Origin of the sequence: Stutzerimonas stutzeri, from assembly GCF_019090095.1 — a bacterium.
GTDB lineage: Bacteria > Pseudomonadota > Gammaproteobacteria > Pseudomonadales > Pseudomonadaceae > Stutzerimonas > Stutzerimonas stutzeri_AN.
Genome location: NZ_JAGQFP010000001.1, coordinates 95,037 through 109,599 on the forward strand (window position 1 = coordinate 95,037; position 14,563 = coordinate 109,599).

At 61.3% G+C, this 14,563-nt stretch carries 10 protein-coding genes; 9 read left to right on the top strand and 1 reads right to left on the bottom strand.

What is annotated here, in order from left to right:
* Positions 1-110 precede the first annotated feature (110 nt).
* The 8 genes from mtnA to rpsA all read left to right on the top strand — a co-directional run bounded on the left by mtnA (position 111) and on the right by rpsA (position 12,512).
* On the top strand, positions 111-1,187 hold the full coding sequence (gene mtnA / locus KVO92_RS00305) for an S-methyl-5-thioribose-1-phosphate isomerase (protein ID WP_217473682.1): 1,077 nt from the start codon (positions 111-113) through the stop codon (positions 1,185-1,187).
* Positions 1,188-1,388: 201 nt separating this feature from the next.
* A complete protein-coding gene (gene gyrA / locus KVO92_RS00310) occupies positions 1,389-4,193 on the top strand; it encodes a DNA gyrase subunit A (RefSeq protein WP_217473683.1) in 2,805 nt (934 codons plus the stop codon).
* 137 nt (positions 4,194-4,330) lie between these two features.
* Positions 4,331-5,416 (top strand): 3-phosphoserine/phosphohydroxythreonine transaminase, encoded by a 1,086-nt coding sequence (gene serC, locus KVO92_RS00315; protein WP_217473685.1) that lies wholly within the window; start codon positions 4,331-4,333, stop codon positions 5,414-5,416.
* Entirely contained in the window at positions 5,416-6,513 is a 1,098-nt protein-coding gene (gene pheA, locus KVO92_RS00320) for a prephenate dehydratase (protein ID WP_217473686.1), read from the top strand. The genes serC and pheA overlap by 1 nt, the downstream gene beginning before the upstream one ends.
* Positions 6,514-6,617: 104 nt before the next feature.
* Complete coding sequence (hisC, locus tag KVO92_RS00325; protein WP_217473687.1) at positions 6,618-7,727, top strand: histidinol-phosphate transaminase; 1,110 nt, start codon at positions 6,618-6,620, stop codon at positions 7,725-7,727.
* Positions 7,728-7,738: 11 nt separating this feature from the next.
* Positions 7,739-9,970 carry a bifunctional prephenate dehydrogenase/3-phosphoshikimate 1-carboxyvinyltransferase gene (locus KVO92_RS00330; RefSeq protein WP_217475378.1) on the top strand — a complete coding sequence of 744 codons (2,232 nt, stop codon included), beginning with the start codon at positions 7,739-7,741 and terminating at the stop codon, positions 9,968-9,970.
* Positions 9,967-10,653 carry a (d)CMP kinase gene (gene cmk, locus KVO92_RS00335; protein ID WP_217473688.1) on the top strand — a complete coding sequence of 229 codons (687 nt, stop codon included), beginning with the start codon at positions 9,967-9,969 and terminating at the stop codon, positions 10,651-10,653. Before KVO92_RS00330 ends, cmk begins: the two co-directional genes overlap by 4 nt.
* A 173-nt stretch (positions 10,654-10,826) precedes the next feature.
* Complete coding sequence (rpsA, locus tag KVO92_RS00340) at positions 10,827-12,512, top strand: 30S ribosomal protein S1 (protein WP_217473689.1); 1,686 nt, start codon at positions 10,827-10,829, stop codon at positions 12,510-12,512.
* 313 nt (positions 12,513-12,825) lie between these two features.
* Here the strand turns inward: rpsA and KVO92_RS00345 are convergent, their stop codons facing one another.
* Positions 12,826-13,299 (bottom strand): MarR family winged helix-turn-helix transcriptional regulator, encoded by a 474-nt coding sequence (locus KVO92_RS00345; RefSeq protein ID WP_217475379.1) that lies wholly within the window; start codon positions 13,297-13,299, stop codon positions 12,826-12,828.
* 80 nt (positions 13,300-13,379) lie between these two features.
* Between KVO92_RS00345 and KVO92_RS00350 the strand changes: the two genes are divergently transcribed.
* Positions 13,380-14,546 carry a PLP-dependent aminotransferase family protein gene (locus tag KVO92_RS00350; RefSeq protein WP_217473691.1) on the top strand — a complete coding sequence of 389 codons (1,167 nt, stop codon included), beginning with the start codon at positions 13,380-13,382 and terminating at the stop codon, positions 14,544-14,546.
* Positions 14,547-14,563: the final 17 nt, after the last annotated feature.

The window sequence follows — 14,563 nt, forward strand, 5'->3', positions numbered from 1 at the left end:
TGACCCAGTCGAATGTTGTAGCCCGGTACGGAGACGGCCGGGCTTTTTCATGTCCCGGTTCGTACCGGTCCCGCTCCTGATGCAGGGGCGCCAGTGAAGAGAGGAATGTCATGCGCGAACGCTTGTTGGCCGCGGAAAAAGTGAAGGCTATCGAGTGGCAGGACGGGCTGTTGCGCTTGCTCGACCAGCGCAAACTGCCGCTGGAGACGATATGGCATACCTATGATTCCGCGGCGTCGGTGGCTACGGCCATTCGCGACATGGTCGTGCGTGGCGCTCCGGCGATCGGCATCAGTGCCGCGTACGGGCTGGTCATGGGGCTCCGGGCTCGGCTTGCCGAAGGCGGCGATTGGCGTGCGGCACTGGAAGCCGACTTCGCGGTGCTCGCCGACTCACGCCCGACTGCCGTCAACCTGTTCTGGGCACTGAACCAGATGCGCGAACGGCTCGAGCGGTTGAAACCGGGCGAAGATCCGCTGGCAGCGGCCGAAGCCCAGGCCGCTTCCATTCATGCCAGTGATCGGGAAGCGAACCTGACCATGGCGCAGTTCGGTGTCGACCTGATTCGCAAGCATCAGGGCAGCCCGCAGAACCTGCTCACGCATTGCAATACCGGCGCTTTGGCGACCGGCGGCTTCGGCACCGCTCTGGGCGTGATCCGCGCGGCGCACCTGGAAGGGCTCGTCGAGTGCGTTTACGCCGATGAGACCCGTCCCTGGTTGCAGGGCTCACGCTTGACGGCGTGGGAGCTGGCAGGCGAGGGCGTGCCGGTCACGCTCAATGCCGACTCGGCCGCGGCGCATCTGATGAAGAGCCGTGGCATTACCTGGGTCATCGTGGGGGCCGACCGGATTACCGCCAATGGCGACGTCGCCAACAAGATCGGCACCTACCAGCTGGCCGTCCTGGCCATGCACCACGGCGTACGATTCATGGTCGTAGCGCCGAGCTCGACCATCGACATGGAGCTGGAAACCGGCGAGGACATCCCCATCGAAGAACGGGCCGGTAGCGAGTTGCTGGAAGTCAACGGTCAGCGGTTTGCGGCGCAGGTCGATGCGTTCAATCCGGTGTTCGATGTGACCCCAGCGGATCTCATCGATGCCATCGTGACCGAGAAAGGTGTGGTGGAACGGCCGAACACCGCCAAACTCGCCGCCTTGATGAGCCGCAAGCGCCTTCATTGACGAAATGGGCGCGTGGAGGGCGCTGGAGGCCAGGCGGCATTGAGTCGCGGTCAAGCCTTGTGCCCTTTCTGCGAGCCACCGAGCGGCTCGGGCTCGCGGCGCGTTGTTCGTTAAGCCTGCAGCCTCCAGCGGCTTGCCTCCTTGTGATACTATTCCGCGCTTAATCGCAGGACCCTGCTGACTATAAGGAACCAGGCTTCCATGGGCGAACTGGCCAAAGAAATCCTCCCGGTCAATATCGAAGACGAACTCAAGCAGTCCTACCTCGACTACGCCATGAGCGTAATCGTCGGGCGAGCGCTGCCGGATGCGCGCGACGGATTGAAGCCTGTGCATCGCCGTGTGCTCTATGCCATGAGCGAGCTGGGTAACGACTGGAACAAGCCGTACAAGAAATCCGCCCGTGTGGTCGGTGACGTGATCGGTAAATACCACCCTCACGGTGATTCGGCGGTTTACGACACCATCGTACGAATGGCGCAGCCATTCTCATTGCGCTACATGCTGGTCGACGGCCAGGGCAACTTCGGCTCGGTGGACGGCGACAACGCCGCGGCCATGCGATACACCGAAGTGCGGATGGCCAAGCTGGCGCACGAGCTGCTGGCCGATCTGGACAAGGAAACCGTCGATTGGGTGCCCAACTACGATGGTACCGAGCAGATTCCGGCAGTCATGCCGACCAAGATTCCGAACCTGCTGGTCAACGGTTCCAGCGGTATCGCCGTGGGCATGGCGACCAATATCCCGCCGCACAACCTGGGCGAAGTGATCGATGGCTGCCTGGCGCTGATCGAAAATCCGGATATCAGCATCGATGAGCTCATGCAGTTCATTCCGGGCCCCGACTTCCCCACGGCGGGCATCATCAATGGCCGTGCGGGTATCGTCGAGGCCTACCGCACTGGTCGCGGCCGCATCTATATGCGGGCGCGCTCGGTCATCGAAGACATCGACAAGGTCGGTGGTCGTCAGCAGATCGTCATTACCGAACTGCCGTATCAGCTGAACAAGGCGCGGCTGATCGAGAAGATCGCCGAACTGGTAAAAGAGAAGAAGCTGGAAGGCATCACCGAGCTGCGCGATGAGTCGGACAAGGACGGCATGCGCGTGGTCATCGAGCTGCGCCGCGGTGAAGTGCCGGAGGTCATCCTCAATAATCTGTATGCCCAGACCCAGCTGCAAAGCGTGTTTGGCATAAACGTGGTCGCGCTCATCGATGGCCAGCCACGTACGCTCAACCTGAAAGAGCTGCTGGAAGCCTTCGTTCGCCATCGTCGTGAAGTCGTGACCCGTCGGACCGTCTACGAGCTGCGCAAGGCGCGCGAGCGTGGGCATATCCTCGAAGGGCAGGCGGTTGCACTGTCGAACATCGATCCGGTTATCGCGCTGATCAAGGCGTCGCCAACCCCGGCCGAAGCCAAAGAAGCGCTGATTGCCGAAGCCTGGGAGTCCAGCGCCGTCGAGTCGATGGTCGAGCGCGCCGGTGCCGATTCCTGCCGTCCTGAAGGCCTGGATCCGCAGTATGGCCTGCGCGACGGCAAGTACTACCTGTCGCCGGAACAGGCTCAGGCCATTCTTGACCTGCGTCTGCATCGCCTGACCGGCCTCGAACACGAGAAGCTGCTCAGCGAGTACCAGGAGATCCTGACCCAGATCGGTGAGCTGATCCGTATCCTCACCGATCCGGTGCGCCTGATGGAGGTCATCCGTGAGGAGCTCGAAGGCGTCAAGCGCGACTTCGGCGATGCGCGCCGTACCGAGATCCTCGAGGCGCGTCTGGATCTGACGCTGGCCGACCTGATCACCGAAGAAGAGCGCGTCGTCACTATTTCCCATGGTGGCTATGCCAAGTCCCAACCGCTGGCCGCCTATCAGGCGCAGCGTCGCGGTGGCCGTGGCAAGGCGGCTACCGGCGTCAAGGAAGAGGATTACGTCGAGCACCTTCTGGTCGCCAACAGCCACACCACGCTGCTGTTGTTCTCCAGCAAAGGCAAGGTGTACTGGCTCAAGACCTACGAGATTCCCGAGGCATCGCGTACCTCGCGCGGGCGGCCGCTGGTCAACCTGCTGCCGTTGTCCGAAGGTGAGCACATCACCGCGATGCTGCAGGTCGATATCGAGGCCGCGCGTCAGCAGCAGCTCAACGGCGATGACGATGTCGAAGATGCCGAAATCATCAGTGAGGCCGAAGAGGCGGAAGAGCCGCTCGAGGGCGACGAGTCCGACGAGTCGGTAGACGAGCCGACCGGTACCTACATCTTCATGGCGACCGCCAAGGGCACCGTGAAGAAAACCCCGCTTTCCCAGTTCAGCCGTCCGCGCAGTGTCGGTCTGATTGCGCTCGGTCTGGAAGAGGGCGACACCCTGATCGCTGCGGCAGTCACCGACGGTGCGCGTGAGGTCATGCTGTTCTCCGATGGCGGCAAGGTGATCCGCTTCAAGGAGAAGCATGTTCGCACCATGGGCCGTACCGCCCGTGGCGTTCGCGGCATGCGCCTGCCGGAAGGCCAACGCCTGATCTCCATGCTGATTCCCGAGCCCGATGCGCAGATTCTCACCGCCAGCCTCAATGGCTACGGCAAGCGCACCGTGATCGACGAGTTCCCGCGTCGCGGGCGTGGCGGCCAGGGCGTGATCGCCATGGTGACCAACGAGCGAAACGGCCCACTGGTCGGCGCCGTTCAGGTGCAGCAGGGCGAGGAGATCATGCTGATTTCCGATCAGGGCACGCTGGTTCGTACCCGCGTTGACGAAGTGTCCTCGCTGGGCCGTAACACCCAAGGCGTGACGCTGATAAAACTGGGCAAGAACGAGCATCTGGTTGGCCTGGAACGAGTCCAGGAGCCCTCCGAGGAGGACGTGCTGGACGATATCGAGGCCGTCCTCGATGACGAGGCGCTGGACAAGGAAATGCCTGTGGTCAGCACAGAGCCCAGTGAAGATGAGCTGCTCGGCGGAGGCGGCGATGTGCCGCCGGACGTGGTGCCCACCGACGACGATTGATCCGGTGACGTGCGAGACCTGGTCTCGCACGTCGGTTCGATCGGAAGCCGCTGTGGTAAGGATTGCAAGCGCTGGACCTGAGCGCCTCGGCGACGGGCGGAGCGAGCAAGGTATCGACCGTTTTTGAGAGTACGAAGATGAGCAAACGCGCCTTTAACTTCTGCGCAGGTCCCGCCGCGCTCCCTGAGGCCGTGCTGCAGCGCGCCCAGGCCGAACTCCTCGACTGGCAAGGCCGTGGTCTGTCGGTGATGGAAATGAGTCACCGCAGCGACGAGTACACGGCGATCGCCGAGAAGGCCGAGCAGGACCTGCGTGACCTGCTGAGCATTCCGTCGAACTACAAGGTGCTGTTCCTCCAGGGCGGCGCTAGCCAGCAATTCGCCGAAATTCCGTTGAATCTGCTGCCCGAAGACGGTGTGGCCGATTACATCGACACCGGTATCTGGTCGCGCAAGAGCATCGAAGAAGCCAAGCGCTTCGGGCATATCAACGTGGCCGCCAGCGCCAAACCCTACGATTACTTCGCCATCCCAGGGCAGAACGAGTGGAACCTGCGCGCTGATGCGGCCTATGTGCACTACGCCAGCAACGAAACCATCGGCGGGCTGCAGTTCGACTGGATTCCCGAGCTCGGCGACACGCCGCTGGTCGTCGACATGTCGTCGGACATCCTTTCGCGCCCGTTGGACGTGTCGCGGTTCGGCCTGATCTACGCGGGTGCGCAGAAGAACATCGGCCCCTCTGGGCTTGTCGTCGTGATCGTTCGTGAAGACCTGCTGGGGCGCGCCCGCTCAAGCTGCCCGACGATGCTCAACTATAAGATCGCAGCTGACAACGGCTCCATGTACAACACCCCTGCCACCTTCTCCTGGTACCTCTCCGGACTGGTCTTCGAGTGGCTGAAGGAGCAGGGCGGCGTCGAGGCGATGGAGCGTATCAACCGCGCCAAGAAAGACCTGCTCTACGGTGTGATCGATTCCAGCGACTTCTACTCCAACCCGATCGCCAGCAATGCGCGCTCGTGGATGAACGTGCCGTTCCGCCTCGCCGACGAGCAGCTGGACAAGGCGTTCCTGGCTGGAGCTGACGCGCGCGGCCTGCTCAACTTGAAAGGCCATCGGTCGGTCGGTGGCATGCGTGCCTCCATCTATAACGCGGTGGGGCTGGATGCAGTCGAGGCCCTGGTTGCCTATATGCGCGAGTTCGAGAAGGAGCACGGCTGATGAGTGATGCCGACAGGCTCAAGGCGCTGCGTGTACGCATCGATAGCCTCGACGAGAAAATCCTCGAGCTGATCAGTGAGCGCGCGCGTTGTGCCCAGGATGTGGCGCGGGTCAAGACGGCTTCGCTGGCCGAGGGCGAAGAGGCGGTTTTCTACCGCCCCGAACGCGAAGCCTGGGTGCTCAAGCACATCATGGAGCTGAACAAAGGGCCGCTGGACAATGAAGAGATGGCCCGTCTGTTCCGCGAAATCATGTCGTCCTGCCTGGCTCTGGAGCAACCGCTGCGTGTGGCCTATCTCGGGCCTGAGGGGACTTTCTCTCAAGCGGCAGCTCTCAAGCACTTCGGCCATTCCGTGATCAGCAAGCCGATGGCCGCGATCGATGAGGTCTTTCGTGAGGTGGTGGCCGGTGCGGTCAACTTCGGCGTGGTGCCGGTGGAGAACTCCACCGAGGGCGCGGTCAATCACACGCTCGACAGCTTTCTCGAGCATGACATCGTCATCTGCGGTGAAGTGGAACTGCGCATTCACCATCACCTGCTGGTGGGGGAGACGACCAAGACTGATCGCATCACGCGCATCTATTCCCATGCGCAGTCGCTGGCGCAGTGCCGCAAATGGCTGGATGCCCACTACCCGAGCGTCGAGCGCGTCGCGGTTTCCAGCAACGCCGATGCGGCCAAGCGCGTCAAGAGCGAGTGGAATTCGGCAGCCATCGCCGGCGACATGGCCGCTCAGCTTTACGGCCTGAGCAAGATTGCCGAGAAGATCGAGGACCGCCCGGACAACTCCACGCGCTTCCTGATCATCGGCAACCAGGAGGTACCGCCCACCGGCGACGACAAGACCTCGATCATCGTTTCCATGCGCAACAAGCCAGGCGCCCTGCACGAGTTGCTGATGCCGTTCCATTCCAATGGCATCGACCTCACGCGGATCGAGACCCGCCCCTCGCGCAGCGGTAAATGGACCTACGTGTTCTTCATCGACTGCATCGGTCATCATCAGGATCCGTTGATCAAGGACGTGCTGGAGAAGATCGGCCGCGAAGCGGTCGCGCTGAAGGTGCTGGGGTCCTATCCGAAAGCGGTACTTTAAGAAGCAGCTGGAAGCCGGAAGCTGGAAACTGCAAGCCATGAGCAACGCCGAGTGCTTCAGGTTTCAGGTTCAGGCTCAGGCTTTCGGCTCCAGCGGAGCTGAACATGTCCTGTGATTTCCTCGCCCTGGCTCAGCCAGGTGTGCAAAAGCTGTCGCCTTACGTGCCGGGCAAACCGGTGGATGAACTGGCACGTGAGCTGGATCTCGATCCCGCAACGATCGTCAAACTGGCGAGCAATGAAAATCCCCTGGGTCCGAGCCCTAAAGCTGTCGAGGCCATCAGGGCGCAACTCGACGAGCTGACGCGCTACCCCGATGGCAACGGTTTCGTGCTCAAGCAGAAGCTGGCCGAGCGATATGACGTGGCTATCGACCAGGTAACGCTCGGCAACGGTTCCAACGACATCCTCGAGCTGGTCGCGCGCGCCTACCTCGCGCCCGGCCTGAACGCGGTATTCAGCGAACATGCCTTCGCGGTATATCCCATTGCGACTCAGGCGGTGGGCGCTCAAGCCAAGGCGGTCCCGGCCCTGCGCTGGGGGCACGATCTCAACGCGATGCTGGCGGCGATCGACGAGAATACCCGCGTCGTGTTTCTCGCCAATCCGAATAATCCCACCGGCACCTGGTTTGGCGCCGATGCGCTCAACAGCTTTCTGAGTAGCGTCCCGGAAAAGGTTCTGGTCGTGCTCGACGAGGCTTACATCGAATATGCCGAGGGTAGCGAACTGCCCGATGGCATGGCGTTTCTGGCGGCGCATCCCAATCTGCTGGTGTCCCGGACGTTCTCCAAGGCGTATGGGTTGGCGGCGTTGCGTGTCGGCTATGCGGTCAGTTCGGCGCAGATCGCCGATGTGCTCAACCGCGTGCGTCAGCCGTTCAACGTCAACAGCCTTGCGCTCGCGGCGGCCTGTGCTGCGCTCGACGATCACCGTTTCCTGTGCGAGAGCCGGGCCTGCAACGCGGCCGGTATGCTTCAGCTCGAAGCGGGCTTCAGGCAGTTGGGACTGGAGTGGATTCCGTCGAAAGGCAACTTCATTGCGGTGGATATGGGACGTGATGCAGCACCGGTCAACCAGGCGTTGCTACGCGACGGTGTGATCGTCCGTCCGGTGGCCGGCTATGGCATGCCGACCTTTCTACGGGTTTCGATCGGCACGCAAGCGGAGAATGCCCGCTTTCTGGATGCCCTGCGCAAGGCGCTCGGACATTGAGCCGAAACGTGATGCCGCTTCCTGACGGGCCGCTGGTGCAACGACTGGCGGTCATCGGTCTGGGCCTGATTGGCGGGTCTTTCGCCAAGGGCTTGCGGGAGGTCGGCGCGTGCGGCGAGGTGGTCGGATTCGACCTGGATCCGCGTTCTCGCGAGCTGGCCGTCGAGCTTGGTGTCGTGGATCGCTGCGCTGACACGCTCGAGGAGGCGTGCCGGGACGCCGGCGTGATCCAACTCGCCGTGCCGATTCTGGCGATGGAGCGATTACTGGCTGAGCTAGCCGTACTTGACCTTGGCGAAGCCGTGTTGACGGATGTCGGCAGTGCGAAGGGCAATGTGGTGCGCCGCAGCCGCGAACTGTTCGGTGCGATGCCGCCGCGTTTCGTGCCTGGTCATCCGATAGCCGGCTCGGAACAGAGCGGCGTGACGGCTGCCCAAAGCACGCTTTTTCGCCGGCACAAGGTCATCCTGACGCCGCTGGAAGACACCGACCCCGCGGCGTTGTCGCTGGTGGATCGGTTGTGGCGCGCACTGGGGGCCGATGTCGAGCACATGGATGTTCAGCATCATGATTCGGTCCTCGCCGCTACCAGTCATCTGCCGCACCTGCTGGCGTTCGGTTTGGTGGACTCGCTGGCCAAACGCAACGAGAATCTCGAGATTTTCCGTTATGCGGCGGGCGGATTTCGCGATTTCACCCGCATAGCGGGCAGCGATCCGGTGATGTGGCATGACATCTTTCTCGCCAATCGCGAGGCGGTGCTGCAGACCCTGGACGATTTTCGTGCCGACCTCGACGCGCTTCGCGCCGCGGTCGATGAAGGAGACGGGCATACCCTGTTGGGCGTGTTCACGCGCGCCAAGGCTGCCCGCGAACATTTCAGCAAAATACTGGCTCGCAGAGCCTATGTGGACGTTATGCATTCCAAAGACCTTATCTTCCTCGCCAACCCGGGCGGCAGCCTCAGCGGCCAGCTTCGTGTACCCGGCGACAAGTCCATTTCCCACCGTTCGATCATGCTCGGCTCGCTCGCCGAAGGCACTACCGAAGTGGAGGGGTTTCTCGAAGGCGAGGATGCCCTGGCAACCATCCAGGCTTTCCGCGACATGGGCGTGGTCATCGAAGGACCGAATCAGGGGCGCGTCACTGTCCACGGCGTCGGCCTGCATGGCCTCAAGCCCCCGCCAGGTCCCATCTATCTCGGCAACTCGGGTACCTCGATGCGGTTGTTGGCAGGCCTGTTGGCCGCGCAGCCATTCGATACCACGCTGACCGGCGATCCGTCGCTGTCCAAGCGGCCCATGAACCGTGTCGCCAAACCCCTGCGCGTGATGGGCGCCGTGATCGAGACGGCAGCCGAAGGCCGCCCACCGTTGACCATTCGTGGCGGTCAGAAGCTGTCGGGCATGCATTACGAAATGCCGATGGCCAGCGCCCAGGTCAAGTCTTGCCTGTTGTTGGCAGGTTTGTACGCGGCCGAGAAGACATCGGTCACCGAGCCGGCTCCGACGCGCGACCATACCGAGCGGATGCTGCAGGGTTTCGGTTATCCGGTGCAGGTCGAGGGCAACACGGCGACTGTCGAATCGGGCCACAGGCTGCGTTCCACGCAGATCGAAGTGCCTGCCGACATTTCCTCTTCGGCGTTCTTCATGGTGGCCGCCAGCATCGCGCCGGGTTCGGACATCACGCTTGAACATGTCGGCGTAAATCCGACGCGCACCGGTGTCATCGATATCCTGAAATTGATGGGTGCCAACATCGAGTTGAGCAATCAGCGTGAGGTCGGTGGCGAGCCGGTCGCCGATATTCGTGTACGTGCAGCGTCGCTCCGGGGGATCGATATCCCGGAAGACCTGGTGCCGTTGGCGATCGACGAATTTCCTGTGCTGTTCGTGGCCGCCGCTTGTGCCGAAGGGCGTACGACCTTGCGAGGTGCCGAGGAGCTGCGGGTCAAGGAGTCCGATCGGATCCAGGTAATGGCCGATGGTCTCCAGACACTGGGCGTGAATGCCACGCCGACACCGGATGGGATTATCATCGAGGGCGGCAAGGCCATCGGGGGTGGTGAGGTGTGGGCACATGGCGACCATCGGATCGCGATGTCTTTCAGCGTTGCTGCGCTTCGTGCCAGCGCCCCGATCCGCATCCATGATTGCGCCAACGTGGCGACCTCGTTCCCGAACTTCCTTGCGCTGGCCGAGCGCGCCGGAATGCGAGTGGGTGTGGAGGATAACTCATGATCAGCGATGTCCCCGTCATCACCATTGACGGTCCGAGTGGCTCCGGCAAGGGTACGGTTGCGGCGCTGCTGGCGGCGAAATTGGGATGGAATTTTCTCGATTCCGGTGCGCTGTACCGGCTGCTGGCCTTTGCAGCTCGCAACCATGGCGTCGATCTGACCAATGAGGAGGCGCTGAAGTTGTTGGCCGCGCATCTCGATGTGCAGTTCGGCGCCGCGGAAGATGGGCAAGGCATGCGCATCGTGCTCGAAGGGGAAGATGTCACCAGTGCGATTCGCAACGAGCAGGTCGGCGCTGGCGCTTCCCAGGTGGCCGCGCTGTCGGCCGTGCGGGACGCACTGCTGCAACGGCAAAAAGCCTTTCGCGAATCGCCTGGTCTCGTGGCCGATGGCCGTGACATGGGAACGGTAGTGTTTCCCGATGCGCCCCTGAAGATATTCCTGACTGCCAGCGCCGAAGAAAGGGCGCGCCGACGTTACCTGCAGTTGAAGGGGAAGGGCGATGATGTTAATCTCGCGAGTCTTCTCGATGAGATACGGGCGCGCGATGAGCGTGATACCCAGCGTGAAGTGGCTCCGTTGAAGCCGGCAGACGATGCGGTTCAGCTCGATTCCACCGATCTGTCGATCGAGCAGGTGCTAGGACAGATTCTGAGTGAAGTCGCCAAGCGCGATTTCACCTGAAGAGCGACCGCCGAGAGGCGGGCTGACGGTTCCTCGATATCGAGAGCTGTTAACAAGGAGGCATGTGGGAGACCAGATCTAGTCCCACAGGCCTTTTTTTATATGAATGAACCCACTTCTATCTGGGATGTGGAGATTGGGCGGATCCTCGCCCGAAAACAGCAGGAATAAACATGAGCGAAAGCTTTGCAGAACTTTTTGAAGAAAGCCTGAAAACCCTCGACATGCAGCCGGGTGCGATCATCACCGGCATCGTGGTCGACATCGACGGTGACTGGGTCACTGTTCATGCCGGTCTGAAGTCCGAGGGCGTCATCCCGGTCGAGCAGTTCTACAACGAGCAGGGCGAGCTGACCATCAGCGTGGGTGACGAAGTTCACGTTGCGCTGGACGCGGTTGAAGATGGCTTCGGTGAAACCAAGCTGTCCCGCGAAAAAGCCAAGCGTGCAGAGTGCTGGATTGTTCTGGAAGCGGCTTTCGCAGCTGAGGAAGTGGTCAAGGGCGTTATCAACGGTAAGGTTAAGGGCGGCTTCACAGTCGACGTTAACGGCATCCGTGCGTTCCTGCCTGGTTCCCTGGTTGATGTCCGTCCAGTGCGTGATACCACTCACCTGGAAGGCAAGGAACTCGAGTTCAAGGTCATCAAGCTCGACCAGAAGCGCAACAACGTTGTCGTTTCCCGTCGTAGCGTCCTGGAAGCTGAGAACAGCGCCGAGCGCGAAGCGCTGCTGGAATCGCTGCAGGAAGGCCAGCAGGTCAAGGGTATCGTCAAGAACCTCACCGACTACGGCGCATTCGTCGACCTGGGCGGCGTGGACGGCCTGCTGCACATCACCGACATGGCTTGGAAGCGCATCAAGCATCCGTCGGAAATCGTCAATGTTGGCGACGAGATCGATGTCAAGGTTCTGAAGTTCGACCGCGAGCGTAACCGCGTTTCCCTGGGTCTGAAGCAGCTGGGTGAAGACCCATGGGTTGCCATCAAGGCCCGTTACCCGGAAAACACCCGCGTCATGGCCCGTGTCACCAACCTCACCGACTACGGCTGCTTCGCCGAGCTGGAAGAAGGCGTCGAGGGTCTGGTACACGTTTCCGAAATGGACTGGACCAACAAGAACATTCACCCGTCGAAGGTCGTACAGGTCGGCGACGAAGTGGAAGTCATGGTTCTGGACATCGACGAAGAGCGTCGTCGTATCTCCCTGGGCATCAAGCAGTGCAAGTCCAACCCATGGGAAGACTTCTCTGGCCAGTTCAACAAGGGCGACCGCATCTCCGGCACCATCAAGTCGATCACCGATTTCGGTATCTTCATTGGTCTGGACGGCGGCATCGACGGCCTGGTTCACCTGTCCGACATCTCCTGGAACGAGCCGGGCGAAGAAGCCGTGCGTCGTTTCAAGAAGGGCGACGAGCTTGACACCGTCATCCTGTCGGTCGATCCGGAGCGCGAGCGCATCTCCCTGGGTATCAAGCAGCTGGAAGACGATCCGTTCTCCAACTACGCGGCCGTCAATGACAAGGGCAGCATCGTTCGTGGCACCGTGAAAGAAGTTGACGCCAAGGGCGCCATCATCGATCTGGGCAACGACATCGAAGCTACGCTGAAAGCCTCCGAAATCAGCCGTGACCGCGTTGAAGACGCGCGCAACGTCCTGAAGGAAGGTGAAGAAGTCGAAGCCAAGATCATCAGCATCGACCGTAAGAGCCGCGTCATCAACCTGTCCATCAAGTCGAAAGACGTTGAGGACGAGAAGGACGCGATGAAGGAACTGCGTACCAAGCAGGACGTAGAACCATCTGCTGGTCCGACCACCATCGGTGATCTGATCCGCGCGCAAATGGAAAACCAGAACTAAGTTCTGCAATCCAGAAAAAAGGGCGACTTCGGTCGCCCTTTTTTATTGTCTGTCCCGTCCTGAGTAGGGTTCGAACGCTCTGTTCGCCAGTCGACGAACGCTGCGCGGGAAGCAGCCAGGCTGCCGCCGCGCATCCCTCCTCGATGACAACTCCTGTTCTTGCTCGTTATCCGTACCGTTTCGGCTTGCGATGCGCTGATGATCGCTTCGGCTGTGCGTCCTACGGCATGGTTGCGGCTGTTGGATTGGCTGCTGCTTCGAACTGCCGTCCCGGTCGCCCGGGGCTCGCCAGTGCATGGCGCAGAGCGGTCGCTCAATCGTCTGCTGGTTTGTTTTGCTCGGCTGTTGCCCGGGTCGTGCTTTCAGCAAGTGTATGGTTGACCGCCAGCCAGCCGGCCACCGCATCCTCGCCGGCCTGCTTGAATGCCCGTTCGAGCAGGCGAACCTGCTCGCGCCGCAGTGCCTGCTCCAGCTTGGCGCCTTCGGGCGTGAAGCGCAGCATGCGCTTGCGCTTGTCGTCTTCGGCTGTCCGGCTTTCCACCAGGTGCATCTCGATAAGCTGCCGCAGGGGCGTATTCAGGGCTTGCTTGCTGACGCCGAGATGGTTGAGCAGTTCCTTGACGCTCAAGTCGGGATAGCTGGCGATAAAGAACAAGATACGGTGGTGCACGCGTGACAGGCCCCGGCGGGCCAGCATTTCGTCCGGCTTGGCTGTGAACGCTTGATAGCCGTGGAAAAAGTTTTCCATGATCTGCCGCTGCACTGTGCTTTTTTTTAGGTCATGCATATTGACGTATTCACGGGTGAGGGCGTAATTTCGGTCAACAAGTTTGACCCATTTTTCTCTACATTGCACCCGGTGTCCCAATGGCCTTCTCCGAACGCGTCGACCGCCTCAAAAGCTCACTGATCCGTGAAATCCTCGCCGCTGCGCAGAAGCCCGAGGTGATGTCCTTCGCAGGCGGGCTGCCAGCCGAGTCGATGTTGCCAAGGATCGAGTGGGCCGAAATGCCCGCCAGCATGGGGCAATACGGCATGAGCGAGGGGGAGCCGGCGCTGCGCGAAGCCATCGCAGCCGAAGCCCGTGCGCTCGGAGTCGATTGCTCGGCCAGCCAGGTGCTGATCGTCAGCGGGTCCCAGCAAACCCTCGATCTGGCTTCCAAGTTGTTTATCGATCGCGGGACCGAGGTGCTACTCGAGGCGCCTACCTACCTGGCTGCGCTGCAGGCGTTTCAGCTGTTCGGTGCCGAGTGCCTCGCCGTGCCCCAGGAAGCGGATGGACCGTCGCTTACGGCCTTGCGTCTGCAGCTGGAGCAGCACAAGCCGGCCTTCGCGTACCTGATTCCTACTTTCCAGAACCCGTCTGGCACACGTTATAGCGAGGCGAAGCGCGATGCAGTGGCGGCGCTGCTCGATGAGTTCGATGTGACCTTGATCGAAGACGAGCCTTATCGCGATCTGGTCTTCGATGAAAGCAGCGCCAAGCCTATCGTCAGCCGAATGAGCAAGGCCAGCTGGATCTACACCGGTACTGTATCCAAGACGTTGTTGCCGGGGCTGCGGGTCGGTTATCTGATCGCGACGCCTGATTTGTACCCTTATCTGCTGCGGCTCAAGCAGTCGGCCGACCTGCATACCAACCGCATCGGTCAGTGGCAGGCGCTGCAGTGGTTGGGTAGCGAGCAATACCGCGCACACCTGAGCGAGCTGCGCCGGTTCTATCGTGTGCGCCGGGATGCGATGCAGGTGGCCTTGCAGGAGCACTTTGGGGAGCTGGCTGATTGGCAGATTCCGCAGGGAGGGCTGTTCTTCTGGTTGCGGTTGAAACAGCCAGTGGATACGCGAACCTTGCTTCAGCCAGCGTTGGCGCAAAACGTCGCCTTTATGCCGGGCGAGCCGTTTTTTGTCGATCCGGAGCGAAACCCTGGCTATCTAAGGCTCAATTTCAGTCATGTTGCACCGGATCGCCTGGACGAAGGTGTGCGTCGGTTGGCTAACGTGGTTCGTGACGCCATTGTAGTCGAAGCGGCGTAGACGGCGACTGGCGCTAG